The sequence below is a fragment of the Bifidobacterium sp. ESL1133 genome (assembly GCF_058107325.1).
Genome location: NZ_JBYLUI010000003.1, coordinates 95,259 through 118,349, shown reverse-complemented (window position 1 = coordinate 118,349; position 23,091 = coordinate 95,259). Strand labels below are relative to the sequence as shown.

Here is a 23,091-nt window from a genome sequence, read left to right as displayed (position 1 = left end):
GATGAAGGTATCTGACAAATATCTCTCAATGTGATTTTAGCCATTTATCTATAGTGAGTGTCGTAACATATGTCTGCATGAGGTGTTGCTGTGGTTCGCTGCCATCATTCGGTATGCCGGCGGTACCCCTTATCTACGGTCATCTGCGTGGCCGGTCTGCTGTGGAACAGCGTTGATGCCGCTGCGACCGAATGCGGTTCTCCCGCTGCTTCCGTAGACTGAAATTGACACTCGAGGAGGGGGCATGGACGAACGTGAACTTAGGGGCGGCACTACGACTTCAATGGTATTGCGTGACGGTAACGCGATACCACAGGTGGGTCTCGGTGTGCTGCGCATCAGTGACCATGACGTGCAGGCGGTCGTGGAATCGGCGCTCGCTGCCGGCTACCGGCACATTGATGCTGCGGCCGGGTACGAGAATGAGGGTGGAGTAGGGCGTGCACTCAGTGCCGTAGGGGTCAATGCAGGTGAAGCGCGTAAGAATCTGTGGATTACCACCAAGCTCAAGGATTCCGAACAGGGGTACGACAGTGCACTGCACGCCTTCGACAGGCAACTTGGACTGTTGGGTTTGGACTATGTAGACATGTATATGCTGCACTGGCCTACACCGTTCAACTGGCGCAGCGGCGCAAGCTGGAAAGCGATGTCCAAGCTGCGCGCAGAAGGCAGAGTACGCACACTCGGTGTATGCAATTTTCTCCCAGAGCACTTGGAGCGGCTCCACGAGGAGACGGGGGAGTGGCCTGCCGTCAACCAAATCGAGCTGCACCCCACCTATCAGCAGCGTGAAGTCGTCTTGTTCTGCAGGGAGCACGGCATCGCCATTGAAGCATACTCACCAATGGCGCGCGGTGCCGACCTAGCGGACGGCACCGTACAATCCATTGCGCACCGGCATGGTGTTTCACCAGCTCAGGTGATTCTGCGTTGGCACATTGAAGAAGGAACCATTGTGATTCCCAAATCGGTGCACTCGGATCGCCAGCGTGAGAACCTCGATATTTTCGGCATCTCGCTGAGTGAGCAGGAGCATGCTGCAATCAGCGCACTCGATGGTGAAGGCATCATGGGCCACGACCCAAACACCTTCACCTACGCGTGAATAGCCTTACTTCTTCTTTGCCGGAGCTTCGCCAAGCTCGAACTGCGTGACGGCAACATGTTCCTCATCTGCAGTTCCAGTGCCGGAATTCATTCCCGGGGCAGCAGGTGTGGCAGTGGCGCCGGCTCCCTCGGAATTCTTCTCGATGGCACCGGTACCCCCTGTGATCTCCACCGTGAGAGATCCGGTAACGCGCCCTGCTTCCGCGATGTCATCCAGCGTGGCTTGAACGGCAGCCAGTCCCGGAGCCGGTACAGAAAGCGTGGCCGAAAGAATCGGCGTTTTCATGGAAACCTTGGCCTGAGACTTCAAACCGCGCAGCTCGGTCAACGCTTTGCCTGCCCAGACGAGGACCTCAGGCTGAGCGGCCCCTGCAGCGGCCTGGTATGGCGCGGCATCCGGCCAGCTGGCAGTGTGCACGGAACCCTCGCCGGCGTGCATCCAATGCCATACCTCTTCCGTTGCGAACGGCAGATAGGGAGCAAAGAGACGAGTGAATGCCTCAAGGCCCAGACCCAGCGCGGTGCGAGCGGACTTGACTGCCGCTTCGCTTGGCGTGCGACCGGTCGAATCGGCAGTGCCGTAGGCGCGGTTCTTGACCAGTTCAATGTAGTCGTCGCAGAACTGCCAGAAGAACGTCTCGATGGTTTCGAGCGCCTTGGAATGCTCATAGGCTTCCATGGACGCCGTGGCCTCATCCACCACAGCGGCCAAACGCGCCATTACCGCGCGGTCGAGCGGTTCGGTCACATCGGCTGGATTCCACGAGGCAACAGCAGGGGAGCCTACATGATGGTTGTCGTCCTCACGGCCGATGGCCAAAGCGAACTTGGCGGCGTTGAGCAGCTTCATGGCCAAACGCCGGCCGATCTTCATCTGGCCTTCGTCGTAGGTGGCATCAAGTCCCAGTCGCGCGGAAGCGGCCCAATAGCGCACCGCATCGGCACCATACTTGTCTACCGGCTCCTTGGGAACCACCACATTGCCCTTGGACTTCGACATCTTCTTATGGTCAGGGTCAAGAATCCACCCAGAAAGCGCCGTGTGCTTCCATGGCAGGCAATCGTTCTCCAAATGCGCGCGATCCACTGTGCTGAACAGCCACGTGCGAATGATGTCCTGACCCTGCGGGCGCAGATCCATGGGGAAGGTGGCCTCGAAGAGATCCTTGCTCTCCTGGTCCGGCTCGGCCCAGTGGGTTACGATCTGCGGGGTGAGCGACGAGGTGCCCCACGTGTCCATGATGTCCTGCTCGGCGGTGAATCCACCGGGCACATCACGCTGGGACTCGCTGTAGCCTTCCGGCACATCGTTCGTCGGGTCGATGGGCAGACGGTCCTCGGCCGGGGTGATGGGGTGGGCGTAGTCCGCTTCGCCATGCTCATCAAGCTTGTACCACAGCGGGAACGGTACGCCGAAGAAACGCTGGCGGGAGATAAGCCAATCGGTGTTCAGACCGTTGACCCAGTTCTCGTAGCGCACGCGCATGAAATCGGGATGGAACTCCAGTTCTTTGCCGCGCTCCAACAGTTCGGCACGCAGTTTCATATCAGTGCCGCCGTTCTTCAGGTACCATTGGCGCGACGTGACGATTTCGAGCGGTTTGTCACCCTTCTCGTAGAAGTTCGTCATACGCTTGGTGGGAGTCGGCTCGCCGTCCAGATCGCCCGATTCGCGCAGATGATCCACGATGATCTGCCGCGCGGAGAAGGTCGTCTTGCCGGCTGTCTCTTCGAAGATGGAGCGGCCGCCCTCGTCCTCGATCCATTCCGGCACGCTCATCGAGATGCGCCCGTTGCGTTGGATGATCGGGCGGGTGGGAAGGTTCAGCTCGCGCCACCACTGCACATCGGTTACATCGCCGAACGTGCAGCACATGGCAATGCCGGCACCCTTGTCCATCTCGGCCGCAGGGTGCGCCAGAATCGGCACCTTCACCTTGAACAGGGGCGAATAGACGTACTGTCCAAAGTATTGCTGGTATCGTTCGTCATCAGGGTTGGCGATGAGCGAGGTGCACGCCGCGAGCAGCTCGGGGCGCGTGGTCTCAATGTAAATCGGTGTGCCGTCTTCGAAGCGGAATGCCACCTTGTGGTAGAAGCCCGGGTATTCGCGGCTTTCCAGCTCGGCTTGAGCAACGGCGGTCTGGAACGTCACGTCCCACAGGCCGGGTGCATCTTTCTGATAGGCCTCGCCGCGCGCCAAGTTGCGTAGGAACGCCTTCTGAGCCACGCGTTGCGGATGTTCGCCGATGGTGTGGTAGGTCTGCTTCCAGTCCACGGACATACCCAAGGAGCGCCACAACTCCTCGAATTGCTGCTCATCCTGTGCGGTCAGGCGCTCGCACAATTCCACGAAGTTCTTACGGCTGATGGGAACCTGATCCTTGGCGTTGACTTTCTTGCCGTCAGTGCCCTCGAAGGGCGGTTTGAAGTCGGGATCGTACTTGAGCGAGGTGTCCACGCGCACGCCGTAATAGTTCTGCACGCGCCGCTCGGTGGGCAGGCCGTTGTCGTCCCAGCCCATGGGGTAGAAGACCTGCTTGCCGCGCATACGCTCGTAGCGGGCGATCACATCGGTGTGGGTGTATGAGAAGACGTGCCCCACGTGCAGGCTTCCGGAGACGGTGGGCGGCGGGGTATCGATGGAATAGACGGCGGTTCGGTCGGGTTTGCCGTCGCTGTTGCGCGGAATGCGGAACTCATAGGTGCCGTTCTCGTCCCAGTCGGCGCGCCACTTGTCCTCGAGTCCGTCCACACCGGCTCGGTCGGGCAGCGCGGAGAGGTTCGCCTGGATGCTCTTGTTGTCCTCAGTAGTCATAAAGGCCAAGTTTAAGCATGAATAATGACATGCACGAGTGATGGCGCATGTGGTGTGTGGGCTTGGGTCAGCTCACTTTCAGACCGGAAAGCGGCAGGTGCTGATCGGTCATGTCGACAGGGAAGCCGGTGGTGCCGCGCGTGGACACTATTGTGCTGTGTTCGGTGAAGAGCCAATCCGAGGCGGCATCGTCGCACAGCACGCTGGCGTAAGCGCGCAAATCGCTCTGGTAGGCCTCGTCACCGTTCGCCGTGATGGCTTTGCTGTAAAGCTGCTGTGCCTCGCTGTTCTGGTAGCCGAACAACGAATTGGCGAAGTTGCCGGCGTCTCCGGTGCGGTTCATGGTGGTTAGTGCCATGGTATAGTTGCCGCTTTGCAAACGGGCGTAGAACGCGCTGTCATCAAGGATCTCGATGGCCACGTTGAGGCGGGTCTGGTTGAGTTGGTTTGCCACAGCCTGCCCTAAATCCGCGTATTCTTGCGGGCAAATGAACTTTGATGTGCCGATGTACGACGGGGAGAAATAGTTGATGTTATTGCGCCCGGTGGCTAGGTTTGGCGGGTAACGGCCCGTCAGATCCTCATATCCCGGTTCAAGTGGGCTTACCGGGCCTGCAAGCACAGTTGCGGCCTGCGGGCGACTTTTGGCCAGTGCCGCGTTGTCGACGACGTAGCGCACGGCTTTGCGGGCACGCTCGTCGGAGAAGATGGAGTCGGGGCCTGAATTAAGTGCCAATACCACTTTGGAGGTGGTTTCTCCTGTGGAAACAGTGAGGGATTGGTCGTCGCGGAAGGCATCCGGATTGTCGTAGGGACGCAGTGCCGCCAGTTGAATCTGGTCGTCATGCAGGGCGGTTTTCAGAGCGCCTGTATCGTTGAAATATCGCACGGTGATTTGCTGGCATGCGGCTTTTTTACCCCAATATACAGGGTTGCGTTCCAGTACGATCGAATCGCCCTTATGGAAGCTGGAGACGGTGAACGGCCCCGATCCCAATGCCTGTTTGGCATAGTCGATGTTGGCCGAGGAATCGTAGACGATGCCGGAGCTGGTGGAGAGTGCGTACAGCAGCCTTGGGTTCGGCTTGGAAAGATGAATGACAACGGTCGAAGGGGTAGGGTTTTCGGCCGATTTCATATTGACCAGGCCGTCGGTTTCCGCAGCCGGGTCGCTGCCGTCGGTTTTGATCTGCAACGAGTTGATGACATCGGATGATTCAAGGGTGTCTCCGTTGGAGAACCGCATCTTCTCGTTCAGGGTGAACGTATATTTCAAACCGTCTTTGGATATCTTCCAGCTTTTGGCAATGCCGGGAGCCGGCCTGTTGTGCTCGTCGCGTCCCACAAGCGTCTCATACACATTGCCGACCAGAACTTGACGCAGCATGGAGTTGTTGAGGCTATTGTCGTCGGCGTTGTCCCCGGTGTTGCCGGCCACACGAATATCGAGGGACTTGGGAGCCGGTCCGTGCACACCCACCGTGGCAGTGGGGCCGGTTTTGATCGACAAGAAGTCGGGAAGCACGTGGCTGCGCCCGTACCAACTTACGCCGAACCACACACCGGCTGCCAAGAGCGCGACAATAACGAGGAACGCGAGGGCACGGGTGATGCCCGGGCCGCGTTTGTGCTGTTTCTCTCGTTGTGCCATACTGCAGCAGTCTAGCTGATGGGGCTGAGTTGTGCTGCTGTGGCGGCCATCAGTTGATTCCGGCGGAAGGGCAGGTATCGTTCAGTGGGCAATTCGCGCAGTCGGGACGGCGGGCGTGGCAGGTGGAGCGGCCGAAGAGAATGAGACGGTGAGAAAGGTCGGTCCACTCTTCGGGAGCGAAGCAAGCGGTGATTTCGTGTTCGATATGTACTGGGTCTGGGTGGGGTTTGTTCCAGTCAGTGCGCCAGTGCAATCGGCCGGTAAGCCGGGTGACATGAGTGTCTACCGGGAATCCCGGAACGCCGAACGCGTTGCCGAGCACCACATTCGCGGTCTTGCGTCCCACTCCCGGCAGGGTTACCAAGTCGTCCATATTGGCCGGCACTTTGCCGCCAAAGCGGCGTACGAGCTGGGCTGATAGGTCGATGATATGCGCGGCTTTCATATGGTAGAAGCCGACAGGATGGATGATGTCCTCCACCACCTGTGCAGGTGCCACGGCCAGTAAACGAGGCTCGCCAAAGCGTGCGAAGAGTTCTGGTGTAACGCTGTTGACCCGTACGTCGGTGGTTTGTGCACTGAGAACGGTGGCCACCAGTAGTTGGAAAGGAGTGGAAAAGTCCAGCGCGCATTTGGGATTGGGAATGAGTTCACGCAGTATTTCGTACTGTGCGTGCATGCGGGCAATGCGTGCTTTTTTGGTTTCTTTCGATCGGTGTGTTGCTGGTTTACGTGCGGCAGCTCCACCTGCTTTGTGGGTTGTGCGGGATGCGGCAGCGCTGCCGGTGCGGGTTGCTTTGGTCGCGGGCATATCAGGCGCCGGCTTTCAGCGCAGGATCGGCATCGGTGGAGTCGGTGGAATCGGTGGAATCGGTAGAGTTAGTGGATTCAGCAGGGTTAGTGGAGACAGCAGAGTCGGTGGCGGCAGTGCCGATGGTTGGGGTGTCACCGGCGACGGGGTGCTCGGCATCGTTGGCTTGCGCGGTCTCTGACCTACCGTCGGTGGGGTCGAAACGGTATCCCACATTGCGTACCGTACCGATGAGATGCTCATACTCTCCGCCCAGTTTAGCTCGCAGCCGTCGTATGTGTACGTCGACGGTACGTGTACCGCCGTAGTAGTCATAACCCCACACTTCCTGCAGGAGCTGGGAGCGTGTGAACACATGATGCGGGTGCTGCGCCAAGTACTTCAGCAGCTCAAACTCCTTGTACGCCAAATCAATAGGCTCGCCCCTAAGTGTAGTGGTATATCCTTTCACATCAACCACCAAGTCCCCGGCATAGATGCACCCGTCACCGACTTCGGCAACCCCCTGGGAGTCTGTGAACTGCGATGGGTTGGAGCCACGTTCGCCAACAAGCCTGAGCCGTCCCTCCACTTCAGCCGGGGACGCAGAATCAACAATGATGTCGGCGATACCCCACTGGGCGTTGACCGCTGTGAATCCGCCTTCGGTCACAATGAGAAGAATAGGAACGGTCAAACCGGACGTACGTATCAGGTTACACAGTGTTTTTGCCAGAACCAGATCTTCCCGTGCGTCAAGCAGCAGCACGGTCTGCTCAGGAAGTTTCACTATGCTTGCAGCATTGGTGGGCAGTACTCGAACACGGTAGGAGAGTAAGGCCAATGAGGGAATAACGCTGGCCGGATCGGCCGTGAGCGTCATCAGCGTGATATCGAGCATCGCTCCCCCTTCCGCGTGCACCGCGGTACTTCAACTGAGGAAGAACCGCATTGCGGATATAAGAGTTGGTAATAAGTAACGGTGTCACCGCCGTATGTGGTGGTGTGCCCCTGCTCATCGTAACTTACTGACAGCTTGTTGGTAACCGTGCTGATTCGGCGCGGTTGTCTGTATTCTAGTCGTAGGTTGTGGACACGGTCCACTGGAGTCTTGTACCAAGAGGCAGGGTTTATGGCACACTCGAACGCAGAAGGCGCATCGCCGGCAGCACATGGTGGCAGCAGTGCACCGCACAACAGGCAGGAACCGGTTGCTGCTCGTGCAATCGCCCCCATAGTGTTGACGCATGTGGTCTCGCTGGTGGTATTGGTACTGCTGGCAGTGCTTGTGTGGTGGCGCGGGGCGGGGGCGCAAGTCGGCGCTTCTATGAATATCGTGGTGCTTGTGCTGGTTGCGTTTGTTGGGGTCTTGCCGACTCGTGCGCCGGTGCTGGATCGTCTTGTCAGTGTGGTCGGCGCGGTGGAACTCGCATTCTTGGGGTACCGGGATCTGCTCGGTGCCATGCGTGGAGCCAACGCTGTGGACGGCGTGAACGAGCATGGCAACGTCGACACGGCAGCGCTGTTGGAAGCATTGCATAACTGGGCGCTAGGGCTGTTTGCGCTGTGGTGCCTGCTGGTCGTGGTCGGGTTTCTGTCGCAGATGGTGCGGCGTGAACGGTCGCATATGGTTGCTTCGCTGTCTTCGAGTCTGCTGAGTGGGGCAGCGATGGCTTCGGCTTCAGGATGGCTGTTTACTCCTGTGCTCTTGCGTGGACTGCGTGCGCGCGATGGTATGGGAATCAGCGGGATGCATCTTGCAGTGCTGGCGCTTGTTGCGTTGGTGGTACTGGTGCTGATGGCATTGCCGTACTGGTGGTACCGCAATGCTGGTGCGTCGGGGCTTGTGCTGTCTTGGGGAGTGCCTCAGGAGGCGGTCGGCGCGCATGAAAGTGGCGAGTACAGCAACGGTGCATGTGGCAACGGTACGTACGGCAAGTCAGCTGGGGACTCGGTCGAGCGGAACGGAGCGAAGCCCAGTGGCGCTGGTGCCATGGTGGGCATCGCATTGTTGCCGGTGATGTTCAGCGGACTGGTGGTGTTTTTGGGCGCGTTGATGATGCTGCTGGTCTGAGTGGGGTGCCAGCGGTGTTATCTGCTATGACACATGCATGTAAACGGTTGAAAAGAGTGTGTTGCCCCTCACCGTGCAATGATGCTTACCAAGCAATGATGCCAAGATGCTCGAGCAGGATTTTCAAACCGATTGCGATGAGAATAACACCGCCCGCAACCTCCGCAGGCTTCTGCCAACGTGCGCCGAAAGCGCGTCCCACATATAGCCCGACCACAGAAAACACTCCGGTGACCAGTCCTATGCTCAGCGCAGCGAACCAGATATTGATGCTCATCAAGTTGAGACTGATACCTACGGCAAACGCGTCGAGACTGCAGGCGATGGCAAGCGGAAGCATATGCTTCCAGTCAAATTGCGCCGTCTGTTCCTCCTCCTCATCGCTGAGTGCTTCACGAATCATATTGCCGCCGATAAGGGCAAGCAAGGCAAAAATAATCCAGTGATCCACCGTTTCGATGTATTTACCAAACGTTGAAGCGAGAAAGAATCCCAAAACGGGGAACAAACCTTGGAAACCACCAAGCCACAGCGCATTTTTAGCGGCATCTTGTGGCAGGATGCGTTTCACTGCAAGACCTTTTCCAATCGAGACGGCGAACGCGTCCATGGAGACGGAAACGGCGATGAGCAGAATGGTAACAATCATGGCTGTCCTCAATGTAGCAGTGAACGATAGCGCCGGGATATTGCAGTGAAGCGCAATGCGGCATATCGTGCCCCGTACGCATGCATGTAGGTGAGTAACTATGGAAGTGCTGTGGCGATCGGGCAGAAAAGAAACGCACAGGGGCAGGCTCCTGGTTTGGTGGGCCTGCCCTTAAATGGTTGAATGACGTGTCTTAGAACAGCTGGAGACACATCATGCTTCGCGCGAGGCAACCGTGCGGTGTGAGCGTCTTCTGCGCCCACGCAGGTTGTTAGTTCTTCGAAGCGGCCAGACGCTCGCGAGAAGATTCGATTTCTTTGCAAGCCTCGTCGGCGCCGGTCCAGAAATCTCCAGGCATGACTTCCTTGCCTGGTTCCAGAGCTTTGTACTGCTCGAAGAAATGCTTGATTTCATCCTTGTGGAAGGAGCTGACATCGTCAATGTCCTTGATATCGTCGAAGCGGACGTCGGCCGGCACGCACAGCACCTTGTCGTCGCCACCCTCTTCGTCCTCCATGTGGTACAAGCCTACGGCGCGGCACTCCACCACGCAGCCGGGGAATACGGAATTCGGCAGCATGACGAGTGCATCCAACGGGTCGCCGTCCTGACCCAGCGTGCCCTCGATGTAGCCGTAATCGTCAGGGTATGCCATAGCGGTGAACAGGGTACGGTCAAGGAACACGCGGCCGCTCTCCTGATCGACCTCGTACTTGTTCTTCGAACCGCGAGGGATCTCAACGACGACATTGAATGTATCGGCCATGTCTATTCTCCTATGACTTAAGTGAATGTATCTTGTGCCCAAGTTTAGCGCAGTCCCAAGTCGAGTTGGGCGGACAATGGCATTTGGGCAGATTGCTGGAGCGCGTTTGACGGCGGAGAGTATGAAACAGAGAAATTGTCATGCAAGTTGGTGTGAACGTGTCATACAAGTGTCGTGCAAACGGACGAGTTATCCACAACACGCCGAGGAGGGTGAGTATTCGTCCACATTGACCGGGAATCATTTCGCCATGCGTGTGTATTTGAGAAGATGAGATCCAGTCATTATTGGCAGACACGATAGGAGACATGATGGGGCAAAGATTCGAGTGGCAATGAGATAATGAGTGTGCGACGAATGGTGCAGGGAAAATAGCTGTCCTGCAGGCCGACGAAAAGGGATGTCATGGGGGATGTAAAAGTGACAGGAGACAACGGGATTGCAGACGATGCCGAGTTTGATGGCAGCGTTGCTGACCGTGATCGAACAATGGTATTTGATGACGCGGCGTTTGACGGTGTCGGGTTCGACGATATGGACGATGCAACCTCTCCGGCCCATACAAGTGGTGACGGTTTGTTTGAAGATGCCGTACGTCCTGATGGTCTCACTCGCTCTGATGGCACCACCCGCTCCGGCGCGAGTATGGATTTTGGTCTGCAGACAGAGCCAATCAACAGTGCGCTGTTTGACGACGATGCACCAACGGAACAGCCGGAAACGATATTCGAGCCTATGGATTCGCACCTTGGCGAAGATAGCGTAACACAACTCGTTGCAGACAGCACCGATCTTTTCTCAAAGGAGCCCGCTCCGGCATCCGAGAAACCAGCTACCACCACAGGTGTCAGCGCCGATGCCATCGGAAGCAGTTTTGACGACGTTACGCAGCCATATAGTGCAGACAGTAACCGCGCTAAGAGCAGCAAAACAAACGGGAATCGTCGGAAAATTATCGTGACTGCAGTGGTTATTGTTCTTGTCATCGCGCTTGTCGCAGGAGTGCTGTGGATACAATCTCGCAAGAAGCAGAGTGATGCTTTGTCGCAATGCCAGTCATCCTCCAACGATTTGTCTCAGGTTGTTCGCCAATACACGTCAGACAGTGTGGAAAAGGCTAAAAGTATCGCCATAAGTGATGTGAAAGATGCCGGAACTGTCAGCGCACTAGACAAAGCGGTGCGCGCTGTCGAGGAACATGGCGACGTGCCTTCCTGCTCAGCTGGAGACACCGCCAAGGTATTGGAGAGCACTGCTAAAACCATGGACACCAAAGCCGATGCCATGCGCAAAGCGGTAAAGGCCGCAAAAGCAGTCACCGCTTCCCATAATGCGCTGGCAACTGGCACCGTACGTGAAACAGCTCAAGCAAAATATGACGCAGCGGTGAAGATGCTGGATGATTCCAAAGGAAAAGTCGCAGATGAGGCCACACGTGATTCGCTGGCACAAGCAATCAACAATGCCAAGGGACTGCTGGCGGACAAAGACGCTGATGAACAGGAACTGCAACAAACTGCAGATGCCCTGCAGAACGCCATTGATGCAGTCGCCGACAGTATGAACAAACAAGCCGATGCCGATAACAACTCCAATAGCAGCACCGCCACCAACAATGGAGGCAGCAGTGCATCGTCCTCTGACTCGTCAACAAACCGGCGCTCGCGTGGGTCTCGGCAAACTCCGCGCACGCCTGCATCGAACGATTCTGGCAATGTGAACGTTCCAAATGGTCCGGCCGCAAACAGTGGAGTCCCCGATTCTGGTGATCCTGTTCCCGCTGCTCCGGCGGCGCCTTCCGACGGCGGCGTTGGAGATACCTCTCCTGCTCCTTCTGCTCCTGAACCCTCTTCTCCCGGTACTGGGGGTGACGTGAGTCAGGCGCCAAGCGACGGAGGAGATTGGGCGAATGCTCCCACGCAAGTTGTGCCAAGGTCTGTCAAGGAATAGGGGTGGTGCGGTGAGACGATGCACACCTGTGTATTGCTATGGTCCAAGAGTGTAGAACATACGTTTGTTCGTGCTTGCGGCGCTGAGATTTGGGTGCTGGTAAAGACCCACAAGATGCCGGCGGGGTAGTTGTTTTGCAGGCTCCCACCCCGTCAGCGTTGACATGTGGACGAGCTATAAGTGGCTCGTCCCCTTAATCATAAGGGGTGGTTATGAAGTTCCGCGATACATGCGTTTGCCAGTGTATTGAGGCAAATCGTAAAAGTCTGTCAGAGTGGTCGGAAAGGCTGGCAGCATGAACAATATGGGATTTCGTCGCGTATCTGCACGAGAAGAATCATGTAAGCCTGTGCCGCTATGCCGAGCGTTTCCTGCGCCATGGAGTGACCACATGTGGGGGCTTGGGGAAGCAAGCGTTATTACGGCAGATCAACGAACTATGCGTCGTGCTGGTGCGGTTGTTTGCGCTGCTTGCCCCCTGAACAACGAGTGTTTGGCTCGAGCGATCGTTGCACATGAGCGTTGCGGTATCGCTGGTGGGTTGGGGTGGACGATGCGGAAACGAATAGCCAGATTAGCAGTGCAGGATGGTGTGAATCTAGTCCAAGGGACTGAGAGAACGCGATACCGTAGCCTTCTTGTATGGTTGACAACGCATCCCGATGCGCGAGACTATGCGCGTGAGTTGGAGAGCCGGAAACGGCAACAGAGACGTAGCGGTGTCAAGCCCAACCTGAATCATAGAGAAAGGGACAGCTAGGTGCTGGTGCGGTGGAGAAGTATGTCGTGCCAAAAGTGTCTCTGATTAATTAACAATACGTAGCAACGTCAATACGCATCAACATAGCGAGCTCAGGAAAGAGTACAGCCATGCAAGAGTCTTCACACATTTCAAATAAGCAAGAGAATCAAAATCCTGACGATTCTCAATCGGGTACTTGCAAACTAACAAACCATTGGAAATGGTGGCTTCTGGTTGTCGTCATTGTGAGTGTGTCAACCATTATAGGGATATTGGTGTGGCAGCGGCAGGAGCTTGCCAAAGCGAATGCTGACTGTTCACAGTCTGTCAGTCAGTTTGAGCAGAGTCACAACGCGTATCGCACCTATCGTGATGGGGAAGCGAAGGTTGCCTCGGCTGTTGCGGACGGAGATGTAGCTGACCGTGAGACGTTGGAAACACTGCGTAAAGATATGAAAGTCGAAACATTGGGGGCTGAGATCTCATGTGACGCAACTAAGAATCGTGATGTGAAATCATCGGCAGCCAGGGCAAAGAGCTCGGCGGCTCATGCAGATGCGGCGCTGGCTGTTCTGCGTGCTGATGTGAGGAAAGTTCATGATTCGCGTGATGTGAAGACGTTGTCTGATGGGCAGCAGGTGTATGACGGGTCCGCGGGTCAGGTGGCCGACGAGAACGTGCGGGTCCAGTTGAAGGACGTGCTGGACAGGAAGGATGCGAATGGTGTTCAGGCTGCGGTCGATGCGGTGAACGCTTCCAAGGATGCCAAAGCGCAGGCTGACGAGGCTGCACGGGTTCAGGCTGAGCAGGCGGCTGCTGCATCGCAAGCCAACTCGTCTGCTAGTGGGCAGTCTGGTCAGTTGCAACGTGGTAATGGTGGTTCGTCGAAGGGTAATAGTTCGCAAGGCCGTGCTCCCGTCAATAATAACTATCGCGCTCCGGCACAGAATAATAATCCCGCACCGGCAAAGCCGACATCACCTAATGGCGGTAGCAATGGTGTTGGAGGCACCATCAGCGGGAGCGGCAGTAGTTCTAATGGTCAAATGCCTGATTATTTACAAGCTTGGTTCAATGAACATGCTAATCCTGACCTGAATGCGTGTGGTCCTAATATGATGAATTGTCAATAATCGTTTACGAAAACCTGCTTCTGAAGAGTCGAACATCTGTATGGTGTTCGGCTCTTTTTATTTTTTGTGCATTGTCCGCCCAACGTTCGTTCTTTGCCGGCATAGGGTAGAGCATCTCCCGAAAACGGGAGTGTTCAAAAGAACGAAAGGACGGTTCCTATGTCTGATGTAGGCAGGAATCATTCCGGCTTCGCACAACGCCTGGTCGCCAGTATCACTGCTGGTGTGGTGGCGTTTTCGATGCTCGCCGGCAGCGCAGTGACAGCCGTGGCACAACCGGAGAAAACAACTACGAAAGCCGTGAAACAGAGCACACTGGCGGGCATGGCCGGTGGTGTCGGCACGGTTGAAGGCTCGGGCGCCGACCTTGAAGCCCGGCTGAACTCATACCGGCCAGAAATCGGCGCACAAGATGATGATGGCGGCGGCTCCGGTGGTATTGGTGGTGTCATCGGCGGAGACAACGGTTCTGGTTATGAGTATCGTTGGTGGGCTTGGGATACGCCCAACCGTGACGGTAACGCGTATACCGAGATGGGTAAATGGGACGCTTGGAGCGCTGGAACCTTCGGGAAAGATGGCCGCGGTACCCAAGCGTTCATGGATGAAGACGGCGCATGCGACCGTGCATACAACGATGCCATCAGCAATTACGGCGGTGTGCGTTCAGATTATCGCATCGTACTCGTCGGCAGTTTCATCGGCGACGGCTACAAGGGCAAGACCGTCTACCGAGGCTTGCCACCAGAGTGGGCACTCACAACAGCTCTAACAGATAGTTGGGACGGGCTGACCAACACTCTTCAGGCTACTGCAGCAGATCGAGACAACTATCTTAAATATGTGCTTCAACTTGCCAAGGATTCTTTGTCTGCGCGTACGACGCAGTCGTGTGTGGTGTTGAAGCATGACCAGCCGGTCAACAACTATAACTTGAGCGTGAACACCCAACAGCAGGGCGGGTTTGCTAACACGGGTAGTGCCGGTGCGGTGCATGATCAGGTCGTGGCATCGAACAACGGTTCCACGATCGGTGAGAACATTTGGGCCACCAGCACCCTGCACTGGTACGGGTACCCCAACGGCGGTCATGAGAGCCGGTCGAAGAACTTCCTGATGGGCAACAACTCGATCACCCAAGGGCCTAACTTCACTCCAGCTGATTTCGGATGGTCGGAATGGCCTGCCGGTCATTTCGGGTTCGGTCTGGACGTGCCGCAATCAGGGCACATGGCAGGCCCGGTGTCTTACTCGGATAGTGATCCTGCCGAGGCATGGGATACGAAACCGGTGAAACCCACGAAAACGCTGTGGAAGAAAGACGACGTGACACCAACCTCCAGCGCTTCGGTAGTCGCCAACACCGTGCCGTACGTGGCGCGTGTGTCGGCGCATACTGCCGGTTCGGCTCATGTGTGGTTGTATGACACGATCCTGCAGGACGCATGGATTGGCGCCTCGGACCATGACGACCTGTCCAAGGTCAAGGTCACGGACGGCCAGTCCGGTGCCACCACCGGTGCTGACATTGCCATTGACCGTAGTCAGTCGGGTAAGATCATCGTCAAGGCTCATGTCAAGGATTGGGTGCCTCGTCTGGTGACCTTGCATGTACCCGCTTATCCCAAAGTCACCAAGCAGGACCAGGTGTTGAAGGATGATTCCAAGGCTTGCTGGAATGGTGATAATCAGAATTGCCAGACCGGCGATCACAAGGAGATTCCGAAGGTGACCCCTAAGCCGGATAAGGTGTGGACGGTCGATGAGAATGGTGCGTTGGTCGCGTCTGATAAGGGGCGTACGAACAAGGCCGGTAAGGACAATCGCACGTTCGTGCCTGGAGACAAGATCAGTGCGGTGGTCAACGGTCGTATTCCTGCCGGTCTGACCGGTGATCTGGAAGCCTACACGATTACCGATGACTGGTCCGATGCTGCATCCTACGTGGACTTCTCAGACGCTTCCAAGGCCAAGGTGTATGTGGACGGCAAGGACCGCACCAGTGATTTCACGGTCACGGTTTCCGGCACGAAGACCATCGCCAAGGCCAAGGCTGTCATGTTGAATGGTACGAAGGATCTGCCTGCCGACAAGCCGGTGAAACTCATCATTGTCGGTAAGGTCAAGCTCACTGATGTGCCTCAAGGTGCTTCGGTGACCAATAGCGGTAACGAGCAGTGGGGTAACGAAGGTGTGGATACCAATATCCCCAGTGTGTTCATCCGTTCTCCCAACCCTGACAAGGTCTGGGTGCTCGACGCCAACGGTGCGCTGAACACCGCCGATCCGAACCGTACCAATAATGTTGGTAAGGATCAGCGTACGTTCGTGCCCGGCGACAGTGTGGGAGCGGTCGTGAACGGTCGTCTGCCCAAGGGGCTTGCCACTGATTTGAGCAAGTATGAGATCATCGACGACTGGACTGACGCCGCGAAATACGTTGATTTCACCGACACGTCCAAGACCAAGGTATACATCGACGGTCAAGACCGCACCGGTGAGTTCACCATCAAGGTGGTCGGCACCACCACGGTCGCCACTGCCAACGCTTCGGTGCTGAAAGGTACCGAGAACCTGCCGGCCGATAAGCCGGTCAAGCTTTACGTTGGTGGTACGTTCAAGGTGGCTACGGATACTGATGGTAAGGAAGTGAAGCTGACCAATACCGGCAGCGAGCAGTGGAACAACAAGAAGGTGCCCACCAACACGCCTCCGGTGTTCGTGCGTAGTCCCAAGCCTGACAAGGCTTGGCTGCTCGACGCCAACGGTGCGTTGAACACCGCTGATCCGAACCGTACCAACAACGTCGGCGAGGATAATCACGTGTTCATCCCCGGCGACGAGGTAGGAGCGGTCGTGAACGGTCGTTTGCCCAAGAACCTTGCCACGGATCTCAACAAGTATGAGATCACCGACGACTGGTCGGATGCCGCCAAGTATGTTGATTTCACCGACGCGTCCAAGGCGAAGGTGTGGATCGACGGCAAGGACCGTACCAGTGAGTTCACCATCACAGTGGTCGGCACCACAACCGTGGCGACTGCCAAGCCTTCGGTGCTCAAGGGTACGGAGAATATGCCTGCCGACCATCTCGTCAAGCTTTACATTGGCGGTCGGTTCAAGGACGCCACCCGCACCAACGGTAAGAACGTGAAGCTGACGAACACCGGGTTCGAGCAGTGGAACAGCAAGCGTGTGCAGACCAACGTGCCTCCCGTGTTCGTGTGGACGCCCAACCCTGACAAGAGTTGGGTCGGGTTGGAGAACGGCGACCCGCTCTCTGATTCGAACGACTATAAGCTGGTGATCGATCCGACCAAGTCCAACAAGACCGGTGCGGATGCGCATAGCTTCCGCCTGGGCGACCGTGTGGCTAGCGTGGTGAACGCGACCGTGCCGGCCACGCTGGCCAGAGTGCCGTCGATCAGTCTGCGTGATGATTGGAGCAACGCGGAGCGTATCGTTGACTTCCAAGGCGCCTCCAAGATCCGTATCTACGACGCTACCGTGACCACCGCCGAGCAATCCTCTCTGGAGGCCATTGACGCGAAGGGTCGTGACGTGACAAGCCAGTTCACGATCACGGTTTCGGGCAGTACGGTGAAGGCGGTGGCGAAGCCGGAGTACACGAGCGGGTTGAAGCTGATGGGTAAGCCGCGTCAGATCAGCATGCTCGTCCCGTTCACGGTCAACTTCGACCCGGCCAAACTGCGTGCCGATTATGGCAAGCAGCCCGGCGACCAGTTGGACACGTGCTCGAACCCCGGCAACGGGCCGGCGGTCGATAACCTTGGTGGCCAGCAGGCGGGTAGTGCCGGTGTGGATTCGAATCGTCCTGGTATTTGCGTGACGGTGCCGCAGATCCATAAGGACGTGCTTGCCGAAAGCTCGCAGGGCGGGGATATGGAAAGCGTGGACGGCAAGCATGTGTTGCCCGGTCAGAAGCTCGAATACCAGGTCAATGCCGAACCGTTGATCCCGGCCACGGACATGTATGAGGTCACCAAGGTGCAGGTTATGGACACGTATGACCGGTATACGACTCCTGATAAGCCGACGTTGGAGATCACTGACCTGAACACGGGGAAGATCATTCCCCGCTCCCAATGGACGAGTGTGTGGGATGATTCGGCTCATGCGTTCACGGTTGCGTTCAACAAGCCGTGGGTGTTGGCGAACTGGAAGAAAGGCAGCCACCCTCGGGTTTCCATCAGGTTTGAGGCTCGGGTGCAGGATGATGCGCCGACCAGTCATAAGGTTGATAACCAGGCATGGCTTACCGTCAACAACGGTGTGGTGCCTTCTAATCAGGTGGAGAACACCCCTCCTCAGATCACCCCTTCCAAGGACGTGACCCAGACGGGCAAACCCACCGTGAGCGTGGACGGCAAGACCTTCCTGTTGGGTGACAAGGGTGAATACCACTTGACCCTGGATGCCCATGATCTGAAGGATATGGCCTATCGGATGCAACGCCTTGGCCTGGTCGATGACTACGAACAGGACTACCTGAACGTGGATTCCAAGGCCATTACGGTTAAGGATAAAGCGTCTGGCCAGGATGTCACGTCCAAGTTCAACATCCAAATCAACAAGGGTGTGGCTTACGTGTTCGCCAAGACCGTGGACACCATCATTCCTGCGACCGGTGAAACGGTGAAGGGTGACCCGCAACCCACGGATCTGAAAGCCTACGGTGAACGCAAGCTTGACCCGCTTTCTCAGCCGTATATTGATCAGAGTCTGTGTGGTCGCACGTTTGATGTGACCTTGCCGTTCAAGGTCATCAAGGTCACGGACGGGCATGTGATCAAGAACCAGGCCACCCAGATCACCGACAACAGGAAGGATGTGACCAATCAGGTGTCCAACCCGGTCAAGCCCATCAACCCCAGCAAGGACGTGGTCATCAACGTCGGGGGCGAATCGGCGAACGGGAAGAGCGTGTGGAAGGACAGCAGGTTCCTCTACCAGCTCGACTCCAGCATCCTGCCGCCTAACCGTGCCTACCCGCAGGTGGACCGGTGGAACATCACCGACCAATTGGATCCGAGTGTGGACGAGTACACGGGTCAGTGGGCGGTGTACGCCACCCGCGACCTGTATAGGGACGGCAAACTGGTCGCCGGGAAGGGTGATCGTATCGCCGGTACCGGGTTCGACTCCTCCAAGCTCAAGGTGACCGGTGATCTGTTCACCGTGAGTCAGGACGACAAGGGCCTGGTGACGGTGAACGCGACCGACGTGTATCGTGCTCTCATCTCTGCGGACACCAAGCATGAGGCCGGCTGGCGTGCCTACATCCAGGTCAAGCGTCTCAAGGTTACCGACCGTCATGAGAACCGGTTCGATGAGCATTACAACGACAAGGTGTTGCCGAGTAATGTGGTGTGGACGCGTACTCCTGATTTGACGCCGGGGTTGCATATCGAGAAGTGGGATCGACCTTCCGGCTGGCCCGACGGTGATCGTGACACCCCTGATCAGGCGTTGACTATGCGCGGGGATACGGAGATTGTGTTCACTATTTCGAACACCTCGAAGGTTGATCCGCAGGATGGTCGTGGTGCCTGGTATCAGGCCAAGGATCTGAAGCTGGAGGACGAGACCGTGATCGGTCAGGGCAAGGTCGTTGACCTGAAATACCCCGACAACTGGGACACTCTCGTCCTCAAGCCCGGAGATTCGGTGGAAGTGACCGGTACGCTCAAGGGCGTGCAGGGCGCTCACACCGACAGGGCCAAGGTCACCGGCACCCCGCTGCTGGAATGCCGGGTGGACGATACCCACCCGTTCGACAAGGACGGTGATGCTGATACCGGCAATCCTGATGCCGGCAAGGGTGATGGCGAGAGCAAGCCTGACGGCGCTAAGCTGGCTGACACTAAGCCTGCCGGTGTCAAGCCTAGTGAGGGTGAGCCTGCTGTTGGTGTCAAGCCGGCGGAGAACATTGCCTCCGATGCTGCTGCTTCAACAGACCGGGTGAATGAGGTGTCAGCCGATCGTGTCACTATCGACGGCAAGCAGTTGTGCCGGGAAACGCAGGTGCAGGCCAATCCGGATGACTGGAACGGTCGCCTTGATCCGCTGCCTGCTACTGGTGTGGCCATCATGTCTCTTGCTGTGGTGGTGATTGTTGCGGCTGCCGGTGGCACAGTTATCGTGGTGACCCGCAGCAAGCGCGCACAACTGGACGGCAGCAAGCCGGCTGCCGTGTAGCAAAGTGAACGGAAGGGAAAAGTCGGGGAGACATCTGTTCGGATGTTCCGTAAGACTTAGGTCTTCTCCCCGGCCTTTTATTTCTTTCTCAATCGGGCTACGCCTCTCTTGGGCTCATGCCATTTTGTGGTTGAAGTGCCTATACGTCATGAGTGTGGCCTGTCCTTCCGTCCTCCTGTCCCACTGCCGCACAAATTACCAGCGCACGGAGATGCGCTGGTGGTCATGCGTGTGCTCTGTATCGGCTTCAATCTCGTCCACTATGGCGATGGCGTAGTCGGCGTAGCTAATAGCACTGACCCCATTCTCGTCCGTGGTGTATTCCTCTCCGCCCAGAGTGTATGTGTCGCGGCGCTCGCCATCCACTTGAAAGTCGACTGCAGGGCTGATGTAAGTCCAATGCACGTCGCTGCGTTGGCGAAGTTGCTCGAGCGCTGCGCTCTTGGCCAAGGGAACGGCTTTGATTTCCTCTGGGAATGGGAAAGTGTCGGAAAGCTGGGAGGTGTGTTCTTTGTTGGTATAGAGGCTGCTCGCGCCGCCGACAACCAGCAGTCGGGTGTCGGTACCGGAAAGGATATCTGCCAAGTGTTTAAGTGATGTGATGTGTTCGTCGGCGTTCGCTGGCGCAGTGCCGAACGCGTCCACCACAGCATCGAAACCAGCGAGATCGTCTGGCGTAAGGTCAAAGAGATCCTTGATGATGGCATGTGGCGCGTCTGTTTTATTTTCGCCGCGCACCACTGCCGTCACGTCCAATCCGCGCCGCACTGCCTCTGTCACGATGAACTGTCCTCCCTTGCCGTTGGCTGCCACGACTGCGATGTTCTTGCTCATGTTATGTCCTTTTCTAGATGGAGGTATGTTGTCTGTGGCACTGCTGATGGTCATGCTGCTGTTGCCGTGGCAACGTAGCTGAAGACTCACTGTTTCGTTCATAGTTGTGCCCGCCCAGTGTGGACTAACAAAATGTTACCACTATAAAAATGTTAGTGTTAGCTCATAGTGAACCAGCGAATTGCTGTTGCCGGTTGATGAGTGCAGAGTATTATTGCGCTTGAGACTTGCTGTGGCCTAGGAAGAAGAAGGAGGAGTGGCGATGAATGAGCCTGTGCCGGCGCGCTACGATATGTTTTCATCAAAGTGCCCTGCACGCGCACTGCTTAACGATGTAACGAGCCGTTGGAGCATCCTTGTGCTTGCGGCGCTGTGTGAAGGTGATGCACGGTTCTCACAGCTTCGCCGCCGTGTGGACGGTATCAGCGATCGTATGCTCTCCTACACGCTTACCATGCTTTCCGATGATAAATTGATTGAGAGTAAGTCAGAGGGGCGTAGTTCCGTTTATTCGCTTACCGAGGCAGGGCGCATCATTGCCGAGAAAAGCGCAGGTTTGTTCCAATCCCTGTATGCTGCGTTCGATCAGATCTCCGATTAGTCCAACAGCCTCTGCATCGGGCTGCCATTAAAATAAAACCGCGGAATTCGTTGGAATTCCGCGGTTATTAGTAGCGGGGCATAGATTTGAACTATGGACCTCTGGGTTATGAGCCCAGCGAGCTACCGAGCTGCTCCACCCCGCGACGGTCGCCTAAGCAACGCTCTCTATTATTACGGGGAATGTGCCATGAGTCAAATTGGTTTCGCTCTCGGCGTTTCACGTGTATTTCATCGTGTGTTTCATCATGTGCGTCACTGTGGTATTTCATTACAGGATGTAGGTGGTGCGCTAAATCGCTGCGGTTATTCGTCTCTTGCAGACTCGAGTTGAAGAGAGTGAAGTTTTACGCGTCAACAGAGTGATGTTGTACCCGTCCTTCTACGAGGCCATAATGGTGCCATGCCTATCAACATTCCCAGCGGTCTTCCTGCCAGAGCCATTCTCGACTCGGAGCGTATTTTTGCGCTGGAGAATCCTGATGCACGACGCCAGCGTATTCGTCCTCTGAAATTGGTCATCCTTAATCTGATGCCGAAGAAAGTGGAGACTGAAACGCAGCTGCTGCGTCTCATCTCCAAGTCGCCGTTGCAGGTGGAGGTCGATTTCATGAAGACCTCCACCCATGAGTCCCACCATGTTAGCGCCGATCACCTGCTTAAGTTTTACGAGAATCTTGATGCGTTCGAAAACAACTACTATGACGGCCTGATTGTTACCGGCGCCCCGGTGGAGCATCTGGAGTTCGAACAGGTGGACTATTGGGATGAGTTCACTGCCATCCTCGACTGGGCGCAGACTCATGTGTTCTCCACCATGTACCTGTGCTGGGGGGCGATGGCGGGCCTATATCGTGGGTATGGTGTGCGGAAGGAACTCAGGGATGAGAAACTGTTCGGGGTGTTCCCGCAGTTTTTGCAGGATGAGTACTGTTTCCTGACGAACGGTTTTGATGAGATTTCGTTGCAGCCTCACTCAAGGCTTGCTGGGGTCAATGAGGGGGACGTGGCTGCCAACGGTGATTTGCAGGTGCTGACGTGGGGGCCTCAGTCTGGTCCTGGGCTGATTGCTGCGCGTGATTTCTCGGAGGTGTTCGTGCTCGGGCACTGGGAATACGGTAAGGCCACATTGCGTGAGGAATATGAGCGTGACATGGCTCAGGGGAGGCATGATGTGCCGTTACCGTATAACTATTTCCCTGATGATGACCCGTCTGCCGAGCCGTTGTTTTCGTGGCGTGCGCATGCAAACCTGCTGTGGCGCAACTGGCTGAACTGGGTGTATCAGACCACTCCGTATGATTTGCATGAGGTTCCGCAGTTGCGTTCGCAGAAGCGGTTGGGGACGGATCGTGCCATGCGGCATGCTCCCGGGAAGGCTCGTTCCGATGGGTTTACGACTCTGCGAACCCGAGGCTATGGACTTCGTTGAGACGGTTGTCTTGGTGAGTATATTTTTGGTGTGTGATGGCGTGTGATTCTTAAGTCAAAGTTGAATGCATGTCGAGAGGTCTTATAAACAATTTATATTTCGACAATATTGTATTTAATGTCGCAATATATGAATGCTGCAAGAGACAATTTGCTTCTGGATCAGGCCGTGAAACGCCCGAAAATCCTTGATTTTCCAACGAAAATGAGCAAAACTTACAAATGAGCGAGGAGTGGCGTAGAATCACTAACCGTCTGTTCGAAGTCGAAGAGCGTGTACCCGGTTTCGAACCGTCGTCACTCGTTCTTTTACCATTTGCTGAA

Annotated in this window: 15 protein-coding genes and 1 tRNA gene; 8 read left to right on the top strand and 8 right to left on the bottom strand. The window is 56.4% G+C overall.

Translation table 11 applies throughout. The features are described 5' to 3' along the window. The first annotated feature begins 244 nt into the window (after window positions 1-244). Window positions 245-1,108, top strand: coding sequence for an aldo/keto reductase (locus AC3B5A_RS04070; protein ID WP_489799069.1), 864 nt, complete (start codon window positions 245-247; stop codon window positions 1,106-1,108). A gap of 6 nt (window positions 1,109-1,114) precedes the next feature. Here AC3B5A_RS04070 and valS read toward each other — a convergent pair whose 3' ends face one another. From valS to AC3B5A_RS04050, 4 genes are all read right to left on the bottom strand, one after another. Next, entirely contained in the window at window positions 1,115-3,928 is a 2,814-nt protein-coding gene (gene valS, locus AC3B5A_RS04065; protein WP_489799067.1) for a valine--tRNA ligase, read from the bottom strand. Window positions 3,929-3,995: 67 nt separating this feature from the next. Next, window positions 3,996-5,579 (bottom strand): ABC transporter substrate-binding protein, encoded by a 1,584-nt coding sequence (locus tag AC3B5A_RS04060; protein WP_489760554.1) that lies wholly within the window; start codon window positions 5,577-5,579, stop codon window positions 3,996-3,998. Window positions 5,580-5,628: 49 nt separating this feature from the next. Further along, on the bottom strand, window positions 5,629-6,258 hold the full coding sequence (gene nth / locus AC3B5A_RS04055) for an endonuclease III (RefSeq protein ID WP_489760553.1): 630 nt from the start codon (window positions 6,256-6,258) through the stop codon (window positions 5,629-5,631). Window positions 6,259-6,391: 133 nt separating this feature from the next. Next, window positions 6,392-7,270 carry a winged helix-turn-helix transcriptional regulator gene (locus AC3B5A_RS04050; protein WP_489760551.1) on the bottom strand — a complete coding sequence of 293 codons (879 nt, stop codon included), beginning with the start codon at window positions 7,268-7,270 and terminating at the stop codon, window positions 6,392-6,394. Between the two features lie 231 nt (window positions 7,271-7,501). Between AC3B5A_RS04050 and AC3B5A_RS04045 the strand changes: the two genes are divergently transcribed. Next, window positions 7,502-8,443 (top strand): hypothetical protein, encoded by a 942-nt coding sequence (locus AC3B5A_RS04045; protein ID WP_489760549.1) that lies wholly within the window; start codon window positions 7,502-7,504, stop codon window positions 8,441-8,443. Between the two features lie 85 nt (window positions 8,444-8,528). Here AC3B5A_RS04045 and AC3B5A_RS04040 read toward each other — a convergent pair whose 3' ends face one another. Together AC3B5A_RS04040 and AC3B5A_RS04035 are read right to left on the bottom strand one after the other, a co-directional pair. Beyond that, entirely contained in the window at window positions 8,529-9,092 is a 564-nt protein-coding gene (locus tag AC3B5A_RS04040; protein WP_489760548.1) for a manganese efflux pump MntP, read from the bottom strand. A gap of 271 nt (window positions 9,093-9,363) precedes the next feature. Further along, window positions 9,364-9,858 carry an inorganic diphosphatase gene (locus AC3B5A_RS04035; protein ID WP_489760547.1) on the bottom strand — a complete coding sequence of 165 codons (495 nt, stop codon included), beginning with the start codon at window positions 9,856-9,858 and terminating at the stop codon, window positions 9,364-9,366. A gap of 405 nt (window positions 9,859-10,263) precedes the next feature. Here AC3B5A_RS04035 and AC3B5A_RS04030 point away from each other — a divergent pair, with 405 nt between their 5' ends. From AC3B5A_RS04030 to AC3B5A_RS04015, 4 genes are all read left to right on the top strand, one after another. Continuing rightward, the gene (locus AC3B5A_RS04030) at window positions 10,264-11,808 is read left to right on the top strand and encodes a hypothetical protein (protein ID WP_489760545.1); all 1,545 of its coding nucleotides are present in this window, start codon (window positions 10,264-10,266) and stop codon (window positions 11,806-11,808) included. Between the two features lie 295 nt (window positions 11,809-12,103). After that, window positions 12,104-12,568 (top strand): WhiB family transcriptional regulator, encoded by a 465-nt coding sequence (locus AC3B5A_RS04025; RefSeq protein WP_489760544.1) that lies wholly within the window; start codon window positions 12,104-12,106, stop codon window positions 12,566-12,568. A gap of 110 nt (window positions 12,569-12,678) precedes the next feature. Then, on the top strand, window positions 12,679-13,683 hold the full coding sequence (locus AC3B5A_RS04020; RefSeq protein ID WP_489799065.1) for a hypothetical protein: 1,005 nt from the start codon (window positions 12,679-12,681) through the stop codon (window positions 13,681-13,683). A 159-nt stretch (window positions 13,684-13,842) separates the two neighbouring features. After that, a complete protein-coding gene (locus AC3B5A_RS04015; protein WP_489799063.1) occupies window positions 13,843-19,902 on the top strand; it encodes an LPXTG cell wall anchor domain-containing protein in 6,060 nt (2,019 codons plus the stop codon). A 195-nt stretch (window positions 19,903-20,097) separates the two neighbouring features. On the opposite strand, the gene AC3B5A_RS04010 is transcribed toward AC3B5A_RS04015, so the two are convergent. Continuing rightward, complete coding sequence (locus AC3B5A_RS04010; RefSeq protein WP_489799061.1) at window positions 20,098-20,736, bottom strand: SDR family oxidoreductase; 639 nt, start codon at window positions 20,734-20,736, stop codon at window positions 20,098-20,100. Between the two features lie 262 nt (window positions 20,737-20,998). On the opposite strand from AC3B5A_RS04010, the gene AC3B5A_RS04005 reads away from it, so the two are divergent. Continuing rightward, window positions 20,999-21,337 (top strand): winged helix-turn-helix transcriptional regulator, encoded by a 339-nt coding sequence (locus AC3B5A_RS04005; protein WP_489799059.1) that lies wholly within the window; start codon window positions 20,999-21,001, stop codon window positions 21,335-21,337. Between the two features lie 71 nt (window positions 21,338-21,408). Here the strand turns inward: AC3B5A_RS04005 and AC3B5A_RS04000 are convergent. Next, window positions 21,409-21,482 (bottom strand) — tRNA-Met (locus AC3B5A_RS04000). Window positions 21,483-21,739: 257 nt separating this feature from the next. Here AC3B5A_RS04000 and AC3B5A_RS03995 point away from each other — a divergent pair. Next, window positions 21,740-22,768, top strand: coding sequence for a homoserine O-succinyltransferase (locus tag AC3B5A_RS03995; protein WP_489799057.1), 1,029 nt, complete (start codon window positions 21,740-21,742; stop codon window positions 22,766-22,768). Window positions 22,769-23,091: the final 323 nt, after the last annotated feature.